This window comes from Pseudomonas sp. PAMC 26793, assembly GCF_000313235.1.
Taxonomy (GTDB): Bacteria; Pseudomonadota; Gammaproteobacteria; order Pseudomonadales; family Pseudomonadaceae; genus Aquipseudomonas; species Aquipseudomonas yamanorum.
The window spans coordinates 153,946-173,439 of sequence record NZ_AMXG01000054.1 but is presented as its reverse complement, the minus strand read 5'-3'; the positions used below and the strand labels follow the sequence as shown (position 1 = coordinate 173,439).

The following is a 19,494-nucleotide window of genomic DNA, read 5'->3' as shown; positions in this document are numbered from 1 at the left end:
CCGCGACAAGCTTAGCCGTGATTGCCCACCTGGCGTTGATACTTATCAGCCCCTGAGGGTTTGCAGGCACAAAAAAGGCCGACTCGCCTGATGGGCGAGTCGGCCTTGCTCACAACGACCTGCGTATCAGGCCATCAGCGAGTAAATCAACGCGGTGATCGCCACCAGGCCGACCGCCGTCACAAACACGTTGGACGCCTGGCCACGGTACTTGGCCATCGCCGGCACCTTGCGGATCGCGTACATCGGCATCAGGAACAGGATCGACGCAATGATCGGCCCGCCCAGGGTCTCGATCATGCCGAGGATGCTCGGGTTGAGGGTGGCGACGATCCAGCACACCACCAGCATGAAGGCGGCTGTCATGCGGTCCAGGGTCTTGGCAGCCGGGCGACGGCCACTTTTGAGCACCAGGCCCTTGAGGCCTTCGCTGGCGCCGATGTAGTGGCCCAGGAACGACTTGGCAATCGCCACAAACGCGATCAGCGGCGCGGCGAACGCGATGGTCGGGTTGCTGAAGTGGTTGGCCAGGTACGACAGGATCGACAGGTTCTGCGCCTTGGCTTCGGCCAGTTGGGCCGGCGACAGGGTCAGGACGCAGCTGAACACGAAGAACAGCACCATCACCACCATCAGGATGTGCGCCCGCGACAGGATCTGCGAGCTGCGTTCCTCGGCGTGTTCACCGTACTGGCGCTTCTGGTCCACCGCAAAGGCCGAGATGATCGGCGAGTGGTTGAACGAGAACACCATCACCGGAATCGCCAGCCACAGGGTGTGCAGCAGCGCCGACGGGGCCGGCACGGTACTGGCGGTGCTGAGGATGCCACCGTTCCAGTGCGGCACCAGGTACACGGCGAGGAACAGCAAGGCAACGATAAACGGATACACCATCAGGCTCATGGCCTTGACGATCACCTGCTCGCCGCAACGCACCACGGCCAGCAGGCCGAGGATCAGCACCAGCGACAGGATCGCCCGCGGCGGCGGCGCGATGTGCAGTTGATGCTCCATGAAGCTGCCGACGGTGTTGGTCAGCGCCACGCTGTAGATCAGCAGGATCGGGAAGATCGCGAAGAAGTACAGCAAGGTGATCGCGGCACCGGCCTTGAGGCCGAAGTGTTCCTCGACCACGTCGGTGATGTCCGAGCCTTCACGGCCCGAGAGTACAAAGCGGGTCAGGCCACGGTGAGCGAAAAACGTCATCGGAAACGCCAGCAGCGCGAGAATCACCAACGGCCAGAAACCGCCAAGGCCCGCATTGATCGGCAGGAACAAGGTGCCGGCGCCGATGGCCGTACCGAACAGGCCGAGCATCCAGGTGGTGTCCTGGCGGCTCCAGCTTGTGAGGGTTGCAGGTGTCGTTGCGTAGCGTTCGTCGACGCTATTGGCCTGATCATTCATCCGTTCGGATCTCCGCATTCACTCAGTCGGGACGAGTCAGAAAAACCTGACAGGCAGCGCCACGACCGAAACAGGGGCGCGATTGTCCGGGATTCGCCTGAAGAAGCAAAGACTTAGCTGAGGAATGGTTGTGCGCAGCAGATGATTGGAGAGGTTTGATGAGCAGGTTTTTTAGATTTCGTTAAAAATCTATTTTATAAATTCCGGCTGTCATGTATTTTCAATGCCACGCCCCTCACTGGAATCACCGCCATGCCCATCGTGCGCATCGACCTTCGGAAAAACCCCGACGCCACCTACGCCAAGCGCGTCGGCGTACTGATCTACAACGCCATGCACACGGCCATCGGCGTGCCTGAACACGACAACTTCCAGATCCTCACCGAGCACGATGAACACCACTTCATCTATGACCCCGAGTACCTGGGCATCCAGCGCAGCGACAACCTGGTGATTATCCAGATCACCCTGAACGAAGGCCGCAGCACCGAGCAGAAAAAGCTGTTGTACAAGACCATCGCCGAGAGCTTGAACCGTGAACTGGCGGTGCGCCTGGAAGACGTGTTTATCAGCCTGGTTGAGGTCAAGAAGGAAAACTGGTCGTTCGGCAACGGGATTGCGCAGTACGCCACCTAAACGTTTTATGATGCCAACCACCCCTGCCACCACCTGATTCAGAGAGCCCTCGATGCCACGCGTGTCCCGCAAACAAGCCGAACTCAATCGCGAAATCATCGTCGAGGCCGCCACGCGGCTGTTTCGTGAGCGGGGCATCCATGGCATCAGCGTGTCGGACGTGATGGCGGCTGCCGGGCTGACCCATGGCGGTTTCTACGGGCACTTCGAGTCCCGCGAGGCGCTGGCCACCGAAGCCTGCAACCGGGCGTTCGAACAATCGAGCCTGCGCTGGCAGGCCAGGGTCGAGCAAAGCCCTGATGCCGAGGCCGCGCGCCTGGCATTGATCGATCCCTACCTCACGGCAGCCAATCGTGATAACCCCGGAGACAGTTGCCCGGTGGCGGCCTTCGCCGGGGAAATGTGCCACGAAGCTGCCGACAGCGCGTTGCAGCGCACTTTCATCCGTGGTCTCGAAGCGTCGATGGGGATCCTGGCCGCTACCCAGGCCACCGGAACACCCGAAGGTGACCGGCAGGCTGCCATGGCCCAGTACGCAATGATGGTCGGTGCCATCACCCTGGCCCGTGCGACTAAAGGCAGCGGCCTGTCTGATGAATTCCTGGAAGCTGCCAGAAATCTGCTGATCCCGGAAAAAAACCTCGGCTGACGCGTTGACAGCCAAACGCCACCGCCAGCATGATCGACCCATGAACATTTTTCAGCTGGCCCTCACCCGCACCACCACCACGACCGCTCCCGGCGGGTCGTGTGGTAGCGGTGAGTGGCGCGCAAACTAAGCCACCCGGTTTTACCCAAGGCCCCGCCAGTAATGGACGGGGCCTTTTTATTGCTCCGCCCATTCGGCAACTACAAGGAGCAGTACCATGCCTGACATCAAGCGCCCCGCCCTGCTGGTCATCGACATGCAGACCGGTCTGTACGACGGCCCGGAAAAACCCTACGAGCGCGAGCGCGTACTCGACATCATCAACCAGTTGATTCAGCGCGCCAGGCACGCTGGCGTGCCGATCTTCGCTGCACGTCACACCGGCCCTGCGGGCTCGCCCATCGAGGTGGGCAGCCCGTTTTGGCAACTATGGCCAGCGTTGGAGGTTGATCCAGCCCGGGATACGGTTTTCAATAAAACCCGGCCCAGCTGTTTTCTCGACACCGAGCTGGCGCAGCAACTGGCGGCGGCGCAGGTGAATGAGCTGGTGATCGTCGGGATGAAAACCCAGTACTGCATCGACACAACCTGCCGGGTGGCCGTCGAACTGGGGTTCTCGGTGCTGCTGCCGGAGGATGCCCATACTTGCATGGACACTCCGGCGTTATCGGCCGCATCGATTATCGAGCACCACAACACGACGTTGGCCGGGGCATTTGTGCGGCGCGTGAAGGCGGAAGATATCGGCTTTTAACCGCCCACTTGGAACGCCCGCCGGAGTACCAATGCCCGGCGGGCGTCGGATTTTTCTTCGCCTGACGCGGGATTCATTCGGAAAAAATGTCGCATACTGAAGCCATCAAACCCTTCAGGAAGAGCCCTCGCATGCCCGTTACCGTTCTGGTCCTGGTTGAAACCATCAACGACTACCTGCCGATCATCGAAGGCAATGGCTTTCACGTGATCCTTGCGCCGACCCCGGCCGAACGCACCAAGGCCATCAAGACCCATGGCGGGCAGATCCAGGCCGTGCTGACCCGTGGCCCGCTGGGCCTGTACGCCGAGGAAATCGCCGCGCTGCCGCTGCTGGAGATCATCTGCGTGATCGGCGCCGGGTATGAACACGTGGACCTGCAAGCCGCCAGCAACCGTGGAATCGTGGTCACCAATGGCGCCGGGGTGAATGCACCGTCGGTGGCGGACCATGCCATGGCCCTGCTGCTGTCCCTGGTGCGGGACACTCCTCGAGCGGACGCGGCAATACGGCGCAGCGAATGGCCCAAGATCATGCGCCCTTCCCTGGCCGGCAAACAGCTGGGCATTCTTGGCCTGGGGGCCGTCGGTCTGGAGATCGCCAAGCGCGCGGCCCTGGGTTTCGGCATGGAGGTGAGTTACCACAATCGCCAGCCCCGCGATGATGTGGACTACACCTACTGCGCCACCGCCGTGGAACTGGCGCGGGCCTCGGACTTCCTGATCCTTGCAACGCCAGGCGGCGCCAGCACCCGGCATTTGATCGACCGCCAGGCCCTCGACGCGCTGGGGCCCAACGGTTTCCTGGTGAACATCGGCCGTGGCAGCGTGGTGGTCACCGCCGACCTGATTGCCGCCCTGGAACAACGGCGCATCGGCGGCGCGGCGCTGGATGTGTTCGACGATGAACCCAACGTGCCCGATGCGCTCAAGCGCCTCAGCAACACCGTACTCACGCCCCACGTCGCTGGCCTGTCGCCGGAAGCCGCCCATGACACCGTGCAGCGCGTGGCGGACAACTTGCTGGAATACTTCGCCGGTCGCCCGGTACTGACACCCGTGACATTGCCACCCAAAAAATAGTAGCCAATAGCCAGCAACCATCCAAATCCTGGCTACACTGCTTGCGGGGATGCTCAGGACGTCGGCACTGGACCGGCAAAGGAACGCAGGATGGTTTGCCACGGACTCGGCCCGGCCCGGCAACGCGGCGCAATAGGACTGATGGGCGCGATGACCCTCGGCATCGCCCTGCTGTTTATGTTGTTGGTAGTCGATAGCGGCCGGCTATACCTGGAGAAGCGCAAGCTGCAACGGGTTGCCGACACCGCGGCACTGGAAGTAGTGACCCGCGGCGGCGCCTGCGTCTCCCCGAACACCAACGCCGCGCAATTCGCGATCCAAAGCGCGACCCGCAATGACTTCCCGATCGACGACAACCGCACCCTGGCCACCGCCTGCGGCACCCTGGTCACCGGGGCTGACTTCATACGCACCTTCAGCCCCAATCCTGCCAAGGCCGACGCGATCCAGGTCATCGCCACCCACCGCGTTGTCACCAGTATCGCCAACGGCCTGCTCATGCTGTTCTCCCCTGGCCCTTTCGAACCGACCATCCGATTGCAGGCCGTGGCCGTGGCCGCCGTCCCCGCACCACCAGTGGCAACGCTGACCATTCGCAGCACGCTGTTGACCGTGGACAGCACCAAGTCCGCAGCGCTCAACGCGCTGATCGGCGGCCTGCTGGGGGGCAAGTTGCAACTCAACGCGGTGGGCTGGGAAGGACTGATCAACACCAACATCAGCCTGCTCAGTTATCTCGACGCCCTGGCCATCCGGCTGAATGTCAGCGCCGGCAATTACGACGAACTGCTCAAGACCGACGCCAGCGTCGGCGATTTGATCCAGGCCGCGATTGACGTACTCAAGCTGGGGAGCGATGCGGTCAAGGTGGTGATCAACAACCTGGAGGCGATCAAGCTGATTGCACCCGGCACCAAGATCCTGCACCTGGGCGACCTGCTGACCATCCAGAACGGCACCGACAAGAGCGCCCTCGACGTCAAGCTGCAACTGTTCAACCTGATCCAGGGGTTTGTGCAACTGTCGAACAAGTACAACGCCGTGGCGGTGGAGCTGCCGGTGGATGTACTGGGATTACTGAACATCACGGTCAAGACCAAGGTCATTGAACCGGCGCAGATATCCGCCATCGGCAACCCGAAGCTGATCGCCACCCAGCCGATCTACGTCAGGACCGCACAGGTCAGGACCCTGATCTCCGTGAACTTGCCCGTGGTCGGCGTGCTGAACGATGTGGTGGGCGGGGTGACAGGCCTGCTGGGGTTGTTGCTCGGCAGCTCCCTGGACGCGAAAATCGGCACCCAACTCGACGTGGCCCTGGAAGCGGCCAGTGGCAGTAGCGAGGTGACCGGCTTTCGCTGCAACGGGCCGGCGGACAAATCGTTGTCGGTGGTGGGCACCACTTCGGCCGTGCGCTTGATGGTCGGCCAGATCGATCCGAAAAAGCTGTTTTCCTCCACTGCCCCGCTGAGCGTCGACGAGTTTCCATTGCTCGACCTGGGCATACAAACCTGCAGCAAGGGCGCCTGCGACCCTCGACAACCCTATGCCATCGGCGGCATCAGCCTGCGAGTCGACAGCAGCGTGGCCAAGACCATCAGGAACCACACCTATGTGTCGCCGCCCGAGGTGAAGCAGCCCCCCGACTACTTCAGCTTCAGTTCCAGCAACGTGGTAGGCAGCTTGAGCAACACCCTCAGTGGCATCCAGTTGATCAACCATCCACCCACACAAGGCGGGCTCTTGGGGTTGGTGCTGAATCTGGTGGTCGGCCTGGTGACGGGTGTTCTCAATCTCCTCACCAGCATTATCTCAGGCGTACTCAGCCCCCTCCTCGACCCATTGGTCAACAACCTGCTGGCCGGCCTGGGCGTGGACCTGGCAAAAGTCGAAATCGGTGCCAACCTGTCCTGCAACCCCAGCGGGCGCGCAATTCTGGTGATCTGAGCACATCAAGCCCGCTGATCATCGGCCAACACGCTAACCTATTAAGCCGCCCCAACCTTGTGGCTGGGCGGCCGCGCGCATTAGATTAGCCAATAGTCCAAGGCCTTAAGAATAAGCAGAAGGGATAAGCATGGCGCTTAATGACCAATCGACCCAGATTCGCCCCGGCGAAGAACTTGATGCCAGCCTCATCGATCCCTATCTCAAGGCCCATATCCCGGGCTTGAGCGGCAGCGTCAAAATCAGCCAGTTCCCGGGTGGTGCCTCGAACCTGACGTACCTGCTGGAATACCCCGGCCAGGAATTCGTGCTGCGCCGCCCGCCCTTTGGCCACAAGGCCAAGTCTGCCCACGACATGGGCCGCGAATACCGGATTCTCAACCAGCTCAAGGACGGTTTCCCGTATTGCCCCAAGGCCTACGTGCACTGCACCGACGAGTCGGTGATCGGCGCCGAGTTCTACGTGATGGAGCGGGTCAACGGGATCATCCTGCGCTCGGACCTGCCGCCGGAACTGGGCCTGGATACGACGAAGACCGAAGCCTTGTGCAAAAGCTTTATCGACAAGTTCGTCGAGCTGCACCAGGTCGACTACAGCGCCTGCGGCCTGGCCGACCTGGGCAAGCCTGAAGGTTACGTGGAGCGGCAGATTCGCGGCTGGAGCGACCGCTACGAAAAGGCCCTGACCCCCGATGCACCGCGCTGGGAAGCCGTACGTGCCTGGCTCAACGACAAGATGCCGGCTGACCACCCCACCTCCAGCATCGTCCACAACGACTACCGCTTCGATAACGTGATCCTCGACCCGCATAACCCGATGCAGATCATCGGCGTGCTGGACTGGGAACTGACCACCCTCGGCGACCCGCTGATGGACCTGGGCAACACCCTCGCCTACTGGATCGAAGCCGCCGACCCGGCGCCGGTGCAACTGATGCGCCGCCAGCCGAGCAACGCCCCCGGCATGCTCACCCGCCGCCAGTTCGTCGACTACTACGCCGAACGCTCCGGAATCCAGATCGACAATTTCGACTTCTACTACACCTACGGCCTGTTCCGCCTGGCCGGCATCGTGCAGCAGATCTACTACCGCTTCTTCCATGGCCAGACCCAGGACAAACGCTTTGCGCAGTTCATTCACATGAACAAGCTGCTGGAGCAGATTAGCCTGAACGTCATCAAACAGTCTTCCCTCTGACCCTCTTCAAGGAAAAACCATGTCCAAGACCCAACTGTTCGACCTCGATGGCAAGATCGCTTTCGTTTCCGGCGCCAGCCGCGGTATCGGTGAGGCCATCGCCAAGTTGCTGGCCCAGCAAGGCGCCCACGTGATCGTGTCGAGCCGCAAGATCGACGGCTGCCAGCACGTGGCCGACGCGATCATCGCCGACGGCGGCAAGGCCACGGCGATGGCCTGCCATATCGGCGAAATGGAACAGATCACTCACGTGTTTGCCGCGATCCGCGAACAGTTCGGTCGCCTGGACATTCTGGTCAACAACGCCGCCACCAACCCGCAGTTCTGCAACGTGCTGGACACCGACCTGGGTGCGTTCCAGAAGACCGTCGACGTGAACATTCGCGGCTACTTCTTCATGTCCGTGGAAGCCGGCAAGCTGATGCGCGAGAACGGCGGTGGCAGCATCATCAACGTGGCGTCGATCAACGGGATTTCGCCGGGCGTGTTCCAGGGCATCTACTCGGTGACCAAGGCCGCCGTGATCAACATGACCAAAGTCTTCGCCAAGGAATGCGCGCCGTTCGGCATTCGCTGCAACGCACTGCTGCCGGGCTTGACCGACACCAAATTCGCCTCGGCGCTGGTGAAAAACGACTCGATCCTGAAAATGGCCCTGGCGCAGATCCCCCTCAAGCGCGTGGCCGACCCGAGCGAAATGGCCGGCGCAGTGCTGTACCTGGCCAGCGATGCGTCGAGCTACACCACCGGCGTTTCGTTGAACGTGGACGGTGGTTTCCTGTCCTGATTCGGCTGGCGGGTGACTTGCGGTAATCTTGCGGGTGATTGCTTGCCTCTGGATGAAACATGGAACTGCACGTCGTTATCAAGGGCCGCAAGGACCTGGCCGAACAGCTGTACCAGCAACTGCGCACGGCCATTGAGTCGGGACAACTGGTGGCCGGGTCGCAATTGCCGCCCAGCCGCTTGCTGGCCCTGCAACTGGGCGTGTCACGCAAGACAGTCTCAGACACCTACGCGACGCTGACCTACGAAGGGTTGTTGGTCGGCAAGATCGGCCGTGGCACGTTCGTCAACGCCTGGGCCACGCGTCGCGAACACCTGCAAAGTGCCGCCGACCTCGCCTGCGCCGCCAACCTCGCCAAATGGCAGGCCCTTCCCGCGCCCATGGGCCACCCCAACCGTGAAACCCGCCCGAGCCGGGACTTTATCGGCGGCGCGACGGCCCGCAGCCAGTTCCCCCAGGATGAATGGCGGCGCTGCACCCTCGACGCCTTGCGCCGTATCTCACAGGACAGCGGCTTCTACAGCCGGCCGGAAGGCTTGCCGGCCCTGCGCAGTGCAATCGCCGGGCATATCGCATTTTCCCGTGGGGTCAGGTGCAGTGAAGACGACATCGTAGTCACCAACGGCGCTCAGCAGGCGCTCGACCTGATCGCCCGCGTGGTGCTGGAACCGGGCAGCGTCGTCGCCATGGAAGACCCCGGCTACCCCCCGGTGCGACTGATGTTCGACGCCATGGGGGCGACCGTGGTGGGCGTGCCGGTGGACGAACACGGCCTGCGGGTCGACTTGATTCCCGACGGCACGCGGCTGATCTACGTGACCCCGTCCCATCAGTTCCCCCTGGGCATGCCCATGAGCGTGCCGCGCCGTGAAGCGTTGCTGGCACGTGCGCTGGCGCTGGGCGCCATTGTGATCGAGGATGACTACGACAGCGAATTCCGCTACGAGGGCCGCCCCACCGACTCCCTGCAAAGCATGGACACCCGCGGCGTGGTCGCCTACGTCGGGACCTTCTCGAAAACCCTGCTGCCGGAGTTGCGCCTGGGCTACACGGTGTTGCCGCCGGCGATTTTTGGCGCGGTGCTCAAGGCCAAGCAACTCACCGACCAGCACAGCTCCACCCTGCCGCAATGGGCCCTGGCCAAGTTCATCAGCGAAGGCTACCTGCTCAAGCACATTCGGCGCTGCCATGGGGTGTATGCCGGACGCCGGGAACGGATTCTGCAGCGCCTGGCGGGGGACCTCTCGCCGTGGTTCGACGTGGTCCCCACCGTGGCCGGGTTCCATCTGGCCGCACTGTGCAAGGTGCCGGTGAATATTCCACAGCTGATCCAACGGGCACGGGAGGCTGACGTGGGGCTCTATCCGCTGAGCGTGTTTTTCCACGACACACCGGTACGCGAGGGGCTGAAGATCGGGTTTGGCGCGATCGAAACCCTGGACATTGACCCGGCGCTGGACGTGGTGCGGGATATCCTGCGACAGATTGGCTGAGGGAATTTCCGCCGGATTGGCTATTGGTCAAATCCGGATCGGGGCCTAGGGTGAACGGGTCTCGACTCACTCGGAAGCGTCCCCATGAAAGTACTGCTCGGCACCACCCTGCTGCTGGCCTCGTTAAGCGCCTTTGCCCACGACCCGGTGTACAACCAGGAAAAAATCAACGTCTTGCAGGAACACGCCCTGACCAACGTCCCCGGCAAGAAAACCGTCATGCTCACCGTGGACTACGCCCCGGGCCAGGCCACCGTGCCCCACAGCCACACCGGCACTGCCGTGGCCTACGTGCTGGAAGGTACAATCACCTCGCGGGTCAACGATGAGAAGGCGGTCACCTACAAGGTCGGCCAGTCGTTCTATGAACCCGCCGGCTCGCGGCACTTTGAATCGAGCAATGCCAGCCAGACCCAACCGGCGAAACTGCTGGTGGTGATGGTGATGGACGACAAGGCCGACGTACTCACGCCGCTGCCACACTAACCCGCGCCACCGCCCTCTCCTGTGGGAGCTGGCTTGCCTGCTCCCACAGTTTTAACCGCGCACAGTCAGTGGCTCAGGGTCGTTTGAAGTGGTGGCGCAGGTGTTCGATTCGAGGCCGGCAGGCACAGCCTTCAAGGTGGTCGTTGACCATGCCCATCGCCTGCATGAACGCATACAGGGTGGTCGGCCCCACGTAGCTCCAACCGCGTTTTTTCAGGGCCTTGGACAAGCGTGTTGAAGCGGCTGAAGTCGGGTTGGCCGTCCAGTACGCCAGGTCGACCTGCGCCGGGCGCTCATCGGCGGAAGGTTCAAACGACCACAGCCACGCCGCCAGCGATCCGGTTTCATCCACCAGCTCACAGGCCCGCCGGGCGTTGTTGATGGCGGAGACGATCTTGGCGCGATTACGCACGATGCCCGGGTCGGCCATCAAGCGGTCGATATCCTGTTCGGTGTACTGCGCCACCCGGCGAAAATCAAAGCCCTCGAACGCCCGGCGAAACGCCTCGCGCTTACGTAGGATAGTGATCCACGCCATGCCCGCCTGAAAACCTTCCAGGCAAATCTTCTCGTACAGCGCAATGTCATCAGCCACCGGCACGCCCCATTCATGGTCGTGGTAATCCGGGTATTCCACTGCGGCCGTGCGCCATGTGCAGCGCGTCAGGCCATTCTCATCCGTCGTCAGTCCCGGAATATCCATAGCTCACCTATTTGCCCAAGCTGCGGATGATAAGCGAAAAAAAATTCCCACCGCCAACCGCTCAAGCACAGACCTTACATACCCACTGGTCAGACCGGGACCGGCCATCCACGTAATATTTACTTGCGACTTGAAAAAAACCGAGCGTAGACTGGCCCCGCACTGGACATACCGGTCAGACCACAACAATTAAGCCCTGGACCCACCAAGGCGCCGAATAGAGATCCCTCCCATGCTCAGATGGTGCTCGCGTTCGATTTTCCTGCAAGTCGTGATTGGCCTGGTGATCGGCATAATCTGCGGCCTCGCCCTCCCCGAATTCTCCTCGCAACTCAAACCCCTGGGTGACGGCTTTATCAAGCTGATCAAAATGCTGATTGGCCTGATCGTCTTCTGCGTGGTGGTCAGCGGTATTTCCGGCGCCGGCGACTTGAAGAAAGTCGGACGCATCGGCCTCAAGTCGGTGATCTACTTCGAAGCACTGACCACCGTGGCCCTGGTGATCGGCCTGATCATGGCCTTCAGCACCGGGATCGGCACCGGTGCCAATATCCATCTGGAGCAACTGTCGTCCGCCGGCCTGAATGAACTGGCCGACAAAGGCCAGCACATCAAGGGCACCAGCCAATTCCTGATGGATCTGATTCCCAACTCGGTAATCGGCGCCTTCGCGGATAACAACGTGCTGCAAGTGCTGTTGTTCTCGGTGTTGTTCGGCAGCGCGCTGAACCTGGTGGGCGAAGCTGCTTCCGGGATCTCGCGGTTGATCAACGAGTTGAGCCACGTAATCTTCCGCATCATGGGCATGATCGTGCGCCTCGCGCCCATTGGCGTGTTCGGCGCCATCGCCTTCACCACCAGTACTTATGGCCTGGACTCCCTGCAACACCTGGGCAGCCTGGTGGGCCTGTTCTACCTCACCTGCTTCCTGTTCGTCGCGGTGATTCTCGGCCTGGTAATGCGCCTTTCGGGCCTGCGGATGCTGCCGCTGCTCAAGTACCTGCGGGAAGAACTGCTGATCGTGATGGGCACCGCCTCCTCCGACGCGGTGTTGCCCCAGATCATGCGTAAACTGGAGCACCTCGGGATTGGCAGCTCCACCGTGGGCCTGGTGATTCCCACCGGGTACTCGTTCAACCTCGACGGTTTCTCGATCTACCTGACCCTCGCCATCGTGTTTATCGCCAACGCCACCGGCACGCCGCTGTCGATGACCGACCTAATGACCATCCTGCTGGTGTCGCTGATCACCTCCAAGGGCGCCCACGGGATACCGGGCTCGGCACTGGTGATCCTGGCGGCGACACTCACCGCCATCCCGGCCATTCCCGTGGTGGGCCTGGTGCTGGTGCTGGCGGTGGACTGGTTCATGGGCATTGGCCGGGCGCTGACCAACCTGATCGGCAACTGCGTCGCTACCGTGGCCATCGCCCGTTGGGAGAAAGACATCGACATCCAGCGCGCCAACAAGGTGCTGGACGGGCAACAAGGGTATGCCTTCCAGGCCAAGAAGCCAGTGCTGCCTGCCCACCAAGAGTTCTGATGAGACTGACTCATCCTCTGTGGCGAGGGAGCTTGCTCCCGCTGGGGCGCGCAGCGGCCCCAAAAAATGGGCCTGCTGCGCAGTCCAGCGGGAGCAAGCTCCCTCGCCACACAAAGCAGGCAGTCCAATTTAAAGGGAGCCACACGTGATCACCTCGTCAACCGTCGTCAATTCAGTGGTAGAAAAACTGCGCGCCGCCCTGGCGAGGGGTCAGTGGCGGCGCGGCGAGATGCTGCCCGGCCAGCGTGAACTGGCCGAGCAAATGGGCATCAGCCGTCCAAGCCTGCGCGAAGCGGTGATCGTGCTGGAAACCCTCGGCCTGGTACGTTCCATGCCCGGCAAGGGCGTGGTGGTGCTGGAAACCACCCTCAGCGAATCCCAGGCCCAGGACAGCGGCGTGGCCGACGCCAGCCTCGAAGACATCCTGCAACTGCGCTACACCCTCGAGCCCTTTATCGTCGGCCTGGTGGCGCAATCCATCAGCAGCAAGGAAGTCGGGCAACTGCGCCTGACCCTGATGGACATGCGCGAAGCCCTCGACGCCGGCGACAGCGAAGCCGGGATGAACGCCTACATCGCGTTCCACGAAGAACTGTTCGCCCTGACCTCCAACCCGATCTTCCAGAACGTGGTGCAACAGACCAGCAATGCCCTCAAGCAAAGCGCCCAGGTGCTGCGCAACTCCCCCGAACACCTGGCGGAACGCTTGCAGGAAAACGACGCCGTGGTGCGCGCGATTCGCAACAAAAACAGCGCCCTGGCCAGCGCCGAAATGCGCCGGCATATCCTGCAGGAAGGCTTGCGCATGGGCATTCGCTTGAACATCCCGGATGACCATCTGGGTAGCTGACTTCCAGGAGACCGCGCATGACCGCTCACGCCCTGCACACCCCTTTCCCCTTTACGCCGTTGCGCCTGGTGGGCAAGCCGAAACTCTCGGTGGACGACATCTACCCGGCGTTGTTCGACGCCATTCTCGAGCAACGCATCGCCCCCGCCAGCCGTTTTACCGAGGAGAGCCTCGGGCAAAGTTTTGGCGTCAGCCGCAGCGTGATTCGCCGAGTGCTGGCGCGGCTGTCGCACCAGCAAGTGATCATCCTGCGTCCCAACCATCGGGCCCAGGTGGCGGCACCGGATGCACAACAGACACAGCAGATTCTCGAGGCGCGACGCCTGACGGAAATCACCGTGGTGCAGTTGGCGTGTGCCCAGGCAAAACCGGCGCAGATCCGCCAACTGCGGGAGTTGATCGCACGGGAGCGCGACTGCATCGAGCGTGACGAGCGTGGCCCGGCGATTCGCCTTTCCGGGGAGTTTCACCTGCAACTGGCGGCGATTGCGGGTAACGCGCCGCTGGCACAATTTCTCAACAGCCTGGTGCCGCTGACCTCATTGGCGATTGCGCAGTTTGAGGCCAAGGCTTGCACGTATTGCGCCTGGCAGGAACATAGGGCGATTGTGGATGCGGTGGAGCAAGGCGATACCGGCAAAGCCGTAGCCTTGATGACTCAACATCTGGACCATCTGGAAGCCAAGCTACTACGCAGCAATTGATCACACTGCTTTAACCTGTGGCGAGGGAGCTTGCTCCCTCGCCACAGGTTGAGAGAACACCCCGATAATCAAACACAAAAAAGCCCGATATCTTTCGATACCGGGCTTTTTGTTTTAGCGCTCAGTCAGAGCAGTTACAGCACCGACTGACCGCTCATCGCCAGGTCCAGCAACTCACGGTTGGCTACCGCGTACATGGCGTAGTCCGTACCAACCGCAGCACGAATCTCCACCATCATCGCGCGCCAGCGCTCCACCATGCTCGCGTTCTGCTCAAGCCATAGCGCCACGCGGGCTTCCATGTCTTCTGGCGCATCGGCCATTTGCAGAACCTTGATGGTGATCGCCCGTTGCTGCCAGTCCACGTCGTCGCGGAAGGCTTCACGAGCCTGGGCCTGCCAGTTGTTGCCCACCGGCAGATCGCTGATCTGCTGCAGGTACCACGGCAAGTCCAGGGCGCTGCCCACGGCGAAGTAGGCCTTGGCCACGTCCGCCGCGCTCTGACCGGTCACGTCAGCGGCTTCGATGATCGGCAGCAAGGTGTACAGGTGGGTAGTGCCTGCCACCATGCGCGCCAACAACTCCGGCACACCGGCTTCGACATAGGCCTGGTAACGGTTCTGCCAGCCTTCGCGGGTCGGACCTTCCAGCAGTTCGTCGAGCTTGAGGCCCAACGCCGCCAGGTGCGGACCGAAGTGCGCGACGTCACGGGCAGCATCCTGCTCGTTGCGACGGCTGCGCAGGAACCAGCGTGTGGCACGGCGGCCCAGGCGCATCAGTTCGTCCATCAACGCCAGTTGCACTTCAGCCGAAACCTGGTGGTCCAGGGCTTCGATCTGACGGAACCAGTGCGGGAGGTGGAAGATGTCACGCACAATCACGTAAGCACCGGCCACGTTCGCCGGGCTCATGCCGGTGGACTCTTTGAGTCGCTGAACGAAAGTGATGCCCATGTGGTTGACCAGGTCGTTAGCGATCTGGGTGCTGACGATCTCGCGCTTCAGACGATGGCGACGCATGGCTTCGGAGAACTTCGCCACCAGGCTCGGCGGGAACGCGGTCTCCATGTCGCGGGTCAGGTAGTGGTCATCCGGCACCAGGGACTTGAGCAACGCTTCCTTGAGGTCGATCTTGCTGTAGGAGATCAGTACCGACAGCTCCGGACGGGTCAGGCCCTTGCCGGTGGCGGCACGCTCGGTCAGTTGATCTTCCGAAGGCAGGTACTCGATGGCGCGGTCCAGCTTGCCACGGCTTTCCAGGTCGCTCATCAGGCGCTTGTACTCGGCAGCTCGCTCGAAAGCTTTGCGGGCAGCCAGGGACAGGGCCTGAGTTTGCTTGTAGTTGTTGCCCAACACCAGGCTGCCGACTTCGTCGGTCATGCTCGCCAGCAACTGGTTGCGCTGCTTGTCGGTCATGTCGCCGGCCTGCACCACTTCGTTGAGCAGGATCTTGATGTTCACTTCGTGGTCGGAGCAATCCACACCACCGGCGTTGTCGATGAAGTCGGTGTTGGAACCGCCGCCATTGAGGCCGAATTCCACACGACCCAATTGGGTCATGCCGAGGTTACCGCCCTCGCCCACTACCTTGCAGCGCAGCTCGTTGCCGTTGACGCGCAGGGCGTCGTTGGCCTTGTCGCCCACATCGGCATGGCTTTCGGTGCTGGCCTTGACGTAAGTACCGATGCCGCCGTTCCACAACAGGTCCACCGGCGCCTTGAGCAAGGCGTTCAGCAGTTCGGTCGGGGTCAGCTTGTCAGCCTGGATGTCGAAGCGTTCTTTCATCTGCGGCGAGATGGCAATGCTCTTCGCGCTGCGCGAGAAGATACCGCCACCTTCCGACATGATGCTGGTGTCGTAGTCGGTCCAGGCCGAGCGCGGCAGGTCGAACAGGCGCTGACGTTCAGCGAAACTGTTGGCCGGGTTCGGGTTTGGATCGATGAAGATGTGCAGGTGGTTGAAGGCCGCGACCAGTTGCAGCTTGTCGGACATCAACAAGCCGTTGCCGAACACGTCGCCGGCCATGTCGCCCACGCCCACCACGGTGATGCTGTCTTGCTGGACGTTGATGCCGCGCTCACGGAAGTGACGCTGCACACCCACCCAAGCGCCCTTGGCGGTGATGCCCATTTTCTTGTGGTCGTAACCGGCAGAACCGCCGGAAGCGAACGCGTCACCCAGCCAGAAGCCGTAGTCGATGGCGATGCCGTTGGCGATGTCGGAGAAGGTCGCAGTGCCCTTGTCCGCTGCTACTACCAGGTACGGGTCATCGTTGTCGTGACGCACCACGTTCAACGGTGGCACCAGGGCGCCGTCTTTCAGGTTGTCGGTGATGTCCAACAGGCCGGAAATGAAGATGCGGTAGCAGGCGATGCCCTCGGCCGCGATCTCGTCCCGGCTGCCGCCCAATGGCAGACGACGCGGCAGGAAGCCGCCCTTGGCGCCCACCGGCACGATCACCGAGTTCTTCACTTGCTGGGCTTTTACCAGGCCCAACACTTCGGTGCGGAAGTCTTCTTCACGGTCAGACCAGCGCAGGCCGCCGCGAGCCACGTTACCAAAGCGCAGGTGCACGCCTTCAACCCGTGGCGAGTAGACGAAGATTTCAAACTTCGGCACTGGCTTCGGCAATTCTGGAATGGCGTGCGGGTTGAACTTGAAGCTGAAGTACGACTTGTTCTGACCGTTGGCATCCGCCTGGTAGAAGTTGGTCCGCAGGGTAGCCTTGATCAGGTCCAGGTAGCGACGCAGGATGCGGTCTTCGTTGAGCACCTGGACGTCGTCCAGGGCCGTGAGGATCGCTTGTTCCAAGCGTTGCTGCTTGTCTTCCAGGTCTTCGGCGGTGAGCTTGCGCGCCAGGTAGAAGCGAGTCTTGAACAACCGGGTCAACTCGCGGGCGATGTCGGTGTGGTTGTTCAGGGTGCTGGCGATGTAACCCAGGTCGAAGCCCAGGCGAATCTGCTTCAGGTAACGCGCATAGGCACGCAGCAGCGCTACATCGCGCCACGGCAGGCCGGCGGTCAGCACCAGGCGGTTGAACGCATCGTTCTCGGCATCGCCGTTGACGATGTGCACGAACGCGTCCTGCAGGGTGTCGTTGAGCTGCTGGATGTCGAGGTTCAGGCCTTCAGCGGCAGTGAACGCGAAATCGTGAATCCAGAACTCGCGGCCATTGGCGTGACGCAGGCGGTATGGGAATTCACCCAGTACGCGCAGGCCGAGGTTTTCCAGGATCGGCAGCACGTCAGACAAGGCCAACGGGGTATCGGCGTGATACAGCTTGCAGTGCAACTCGCGCTGACCGGAAACCTGGCCCAATGGCTGGTAGAAGCTCATTACCAACGGGTTGGCTTCGGTGAGGCTGAGCAAGTGCTGCATGTCGACCACGGCCGAATGCGCGGCGAAACGCTCGCGGTAGCCGGCCGGGAAGCCTTTCGGAAAATCTGCCAGCACGTTGGTGCCGTGTGCTTCGCCGAAGCTCTCCACCACCAGGCTGGAGTAGTCGTCCTGCCAGCTGCGGCAGGCCTGCACCACTTCTTTTTCCAGTTGCAGCGGGTCGATGTCCAGGCGGTTCTTCGGGTCTACCCGCAGGATCAGTTGGACGCGAGCCAGTACGGACTCGGAGAAGAAGGTCCAGAACTCGCAGTCCGAGGCTTTCAGGCGATCCATCAGGACTTGCTGGATCTTCTGGCGCACTTCGGTGGAATAGATGTCGCGCGGCACATAGGCCAGGCAGTAGCAGAAGCGACCGTACGGGTCTTTGCGCAGGAACACGCGGATCTTGTTGCGTTCCTGGATCTGCACGATCGACATCACAGTGCTGAACAGCTCGTCCACCGGGGTCTGGAACAGATCATCACGGGGCAGTACCTCGACCACTTGGGCCAGTTCCTTGCCCAAGTGCGCCTTGGCCTGGAAGCCCGAACGACGTTCGATTTCCGCAACCTTGCGACGGATGTAAGGAATCACTCGCACGCTTTCGCCGTACACCGAGGAGGTGTAGAGGCCCATGAAGCGGCATTCCTTGACGACCTTGCCGTCGGCATCGATCTGGCGGATCGACACGTAGTCCGGGTAGGCCGGGCGGTGTACGCGGCTTGGGTGAGCAGCCTTGGCGAACGACAGCACAGCCGGCTCACGCAGGTAGTTCACTGCGTAGTCTTCGATGCGCAGGTCATCGGCCGTCAGGCCCGGGCGCAGCAGCTTGGTCAGACCGAGGAACGAGTTAGTGTCATATTCGATATGACCGCCATCCGCCTCGTCACGTACCACAAACTCTTCATAGCCGAGGAAGGTGAAGTGGTTGCCTACTAACCACTCCAGGAAGCTTTTGATCTCGGCTTTCTCTTCGCCGTCGATCACATAAGAGCTGGCGTCGATACCGGCCAGCAGCTCCTGGACCTTGGCTTTCATCGGTTCGAAATCGGCGACTGCAACGCGCACTTCGCCCAGTACCTGCTCAAGTTCCTTGCTCAGGACACTCAGCTCGGCGGCGTTGGCGCAACGGTCGATTTCCAGGTACATCAGCGATTCTTGCTGAACGTCTTCGCCCTGGGTGCCTTTCGGCAGGATTTCCAGCAACTCGCCCTTCTTGCCACGACGCACGCTGAGCACGGTGGTTTGCAGGGTGTGGATGCTGTAGCCACGGCGGTTCAGCTCGGTGCGTACCGAGTCCACCAGGAATGGCAGGTCGTGGTGCAGCACTTCGACCGCGGTGTGGGTCGATTGCCAGCCATGACGTTCGTAATCGGGGTTGTAGACCCGCACTTGCGGTTGGTTGTGATCAAAGCGCTCAAGCAGGCGCCAGGCAGACAGGGTGCAACCGGCCAGGTCGGACAAGCGACGCTGGGTCAGTTCATCCAGGGAAATGATGCCGAAAAATTGTTCAGCGAACAGCGCCACTTGTGGCAGTGCCTGTTCACTGATGTGCTGCGCCAGTGCCGCTTGCAGTTGGTGCTGGAAGTCGGCTTTGCTGGCTGCGGTGAAGAACGCCATCTGTGGTACTCCGCTTGGGCTTGTTATTGATGGAAGCGTCGCGTGTTATCCCCTTGCGGGGAGACCGTCAGCTCTGTTCGCGGTCTACAGTAACGAATTCAGAGTGACAGGTGGGTGAAGCTGGACAAGACAATGAGGTCACATTCAACTTCCATAAGATGTGCCGCCCACCAGGTGACGGTACGACGGGCAGGTCAGACTCCCGGCAGGGCACATCCGTTGCGCAGCTTAACGAGTGTAGGAAGCAGGCTGCTTGCGACGCTG

At 61.5% G+C, this 19,494-nt stretch carries 15 protein-coding genes; 12 read left to right on the top strand and 3 right to left on the bottom strand.

Annotated elements, in window-relative coordinates; genetic code table 11:
* Positions 1-126: 126 nt before the first annotated feature.
* Entirely contained in the window at positions 127-1,404 is a 1,278-nt protein-coding gene (locus D109_RS0128630; protein ID WP_017479940.1) for a serine/threonine transporter, read from the bottom strand.
* Positions 1,405-1,656: 252 nt separating this feature from the next.
* Between D109_RS0128630 and D109_RS0128625 the strand changes: the two genes are divergently transcribed.
* From D109_RS0128625 to D109_RS0128585, 9 genes are all read left to right on the top strand, one after another.
* The gene (locus tag D109_RS0128625) at positions 1,657-2,040 is read left to right on the top strand and encodes a tautomerase family protein (protein WP_017479939.1); all 384 of its coding nucleotides are present in this window, start codon (positions 1,657-1,659) and stop codon (positions 2,038-2,040) included.
* A 52-nt stretch (positions 2,041-2,092) separates the two neighbouring features.
* Complete coding sequence (locus D109_RS0128620; RefSeq protein ID WP_017479938.1) at positions 2,093-2,689, top strand: TetR/AcrR family transcriptional regulator; 597 nt, start codon at positions 2,093-2,095, stop codon at positions 2,687-2,689.
* Between the two features lie 217 nt (positions 2,690-2,906).
* Entirely contained in the window at positions 2,907-3,443 is a 537-nt protein-coding gene (locus D109_RS0128615; protein WP_017479937.1) for a cysteine hydrolase family protein, read from the top strand.
* A gap of 131 nt (positions 3,444-3,574) precedes the next feature.
* Complete coding sequence (locus tag D109_RS0128610; protein WP_017479936.1) at positions 3,575-4,525, top strand: 2-hydroxyacid dehydrogenase; 951 nt, start codon at positions 3,575-3,577, stop codon at positions 4,523-4,525.
* 90 nt (positions 4,526-4,615) lie between these two features.
* Entirely contained in the window at positions 4,616-6,472 is a 1,857-nt protein-coding gene (locus D109_RS0128605) for a pilus assembly protein TadG-related protein (RefSeq protein ID WP_032869132.1), read from the top strand.
* 130 nt (positions 6,473-6,602) lie between these two features.
* A complete protein-coding gene (locus D109_RS0128600) occupies positions 6,603-7,670 on the top strand; it encodes a phosphotransferase family protein (protein ID WP_017479934.1) in 1,068 nt (355 codons plus the stop codon).
* A gap of 19 nt (positions 7,671-7,689) precedes the next feature.
* The gene (locus D109_RS0128595; protein WP_017479933.1) at positions 7,690-8,457 is read left to right on the top strand and encodes an SDR family oxidoreductase; all 768 of its coding nucleotides are present in this window, start codon (positions 7,690-7,692) and stop codon (positions 8,455-8,457) included.
* Positions 8,458-8,516: 59 nt separating this feature from the next.
* Positions 8,517-9,950: a PLP-dependent aminotransferase family protein gene (locus tag D109_RS0128590; protein WP_017479932.1), complete on the top strand. Its 1,434-nt coding sequence runs from the start codon at positions 8,517-8,519 to the stop codon at positions 9,948-9,950.
* 84 nt (positions 9,951-10,034) lie between these two features.
* Entirely contained in the window at positions 10,035-10,436 is a 402-nt protein-coding gene (locus D109_RS0128585; RefSeq protein WP_017479931.1) for a cupin domain-containing protein, read from the top strand.
* Positions 10,437-10,509: 73 nt separating this feature from the next.
* Here D109_RS0128585 and D109_RS0128580 read toward each other — a convergent pair whose 3' ends face one another.
* On the bottom strand, positions 10,510-11,139 hold the full coding sequence (locus tag D109_RS0128580) for a DNA-3-methyladenine glycosylase I (protein WP_026078280.1): 630 nt from the start codon (positions 11,137-11,139) through the stop codon (positions 10,510-10,512).
* A gap of 217 nt (positions 11,140-11,356) precedes the next feature.
* Here D109_RS0128580 and D109_RS0128575 point away from each other — a divergent pair, with 217 nt between their 5' ends.
* From D109_RS0128575 to D109_RS0128565, 3 genes are all read left to right on the top strand, one after another.
* Positions 11,357-12,682 (top strand): C4-dicarboxylate transporter DctA, encoded by a 1,326-nt coding sequence (locus D109_RS0128575; protein WP_177325548.1) that lies wholly within the window; start codon positions 11,357-11,359, stop codon positions 12,680-12,682.
* Positions 12,683-12,827: 145 nt separating this feature from the next.
* Positions 12,828-13,532, top strand: coding sequence for a FadR/GntR family transcriptional regulator (locus D109_RS0128570; protein WP_003212959.1), 705 nt, complete (start codon positions 12,828-12,830; stop codon positions 13,530-13,532).
* 17 nt (positions 13,533-13,549) lie between these two features.
* Positions 13,550-14,236: a GntR family transcriptional regulator gene (locus D109_RS0128565; RefSeq protein WP_017479928.1), complete on the top strand. Its 687-nt coding sequence runs from the start codon at positions 13,550-13,552 to the stop codon at positions 14,234-14,236.
* Between the two features lie 134 nt (positions 14,237-14,370).
* On the opposite strand, the gene D109_RS0128560 is transcribed toward D109_RS0128565, so the two are convergent.
* On the bottom strand, positions 14,371-19,230 hold the full coding sequence (locus D109_RS0128560) for an NAD-glutamate dehydrogenase (RefSeq protein WP_017479927.1): 4,860 nt from the start codon (positions 19,228-19,230) through the stop codon (positions 14,371-14,373).
* Between the last annotated feature and the right edge of the window lie 264 nt (positions 19,231-19,494).

Bases quoted from the DNA above. Each gene is read 5' to 3' on its own strand.
- D109_RS0128630 (WP_017479940.1), bottom strand. From the start codon at position 1,404: ATGAATGATCAGGCCAATAGCGTCGACGAACGCTACGCAACGACACCT.
- D109_RS0128625 (WP_017479939.1), top strand. From the start codon at position 1,657: ATGCCCATCGTGCGCATCGACCTTCGGAAAAACCCCGACGCCACCTAC.
- D109_RS0128620 (WP_017479938.1), top strand. From the start codon at position 2,093: ATGCCACGCGTGTCCCGCAAACAAGCCGAACTCAATCGCGAAATCATC.
- D109_RS0128615 (WP_017479937.1), top strand. From the start codon at position 2,907: ATGCCTGACATCAAGCGCCCCGCCCTGCTGGTCATCGACATGCAGACC.
- D109_RS0128610 (WP_017479936.1), top strand. From the start codon at position 3,575: ATGCCCGTTACCGTTCTGGTCCTGGTTGAAACCATCAACGACTACCTG.
- D109_RS0128605 (WP_032869132.1), top strand. From the start codon at position 4,616: ATGGTTTGCCACGGACTCGGCCCGGCCCGGCAACGCGGCGCAATAGGA.
- D109_RS0128600 (WP_017479934.1), top strand. From the start codon at position 6,603: ATGGCGCTTAATGACCAATCGACCCAGATTCGCCCCGGCGAAGAACTT.
- D109_RS0128595 (WP_017479933.1), top strand. From the start codon at position 7,690: ATGTCCAAGACCCAACTGTTCGACCTCGATGGCAAGATCGCTTTCGTT.
- D109_RS0128590 (WP_017479932.1), top strand. From the start codon at position 8,517: ATGGAACTGCACGTCGTTATCAAGGGCCGCAAGGACCTGGCCGAACAG.
- D109_RS0128585 (WP_017479931.1), top strand. From the start codon at position 10,035: ATGAAAGTACTGCTCGGCACCACCCTGCTGCTGGCCTCGTTAAGCGCC.
- D109_RS0128580 (WP_026078280.1), bottom strand. From the start codon at position 11,139: ATGGATATTCCGGGACTGACGACGGATGAGAATGGCCTGACGCGCTGC.
- D109_RS0128565 (WP_017479928.1), top strand. From the start codon at position 13,550: ATGACCGCTCACGCCCTGCACACCCCTTTCCCCTTTACGCCGTTGCGC.
- D109_RS0128560 (WP_017479927.1), bottom strand. From the start codon at position 19,230: ATGGCGTTCTTCACCGCAGCCAGCAAAGCCGACTTCCAGCACCAACTG.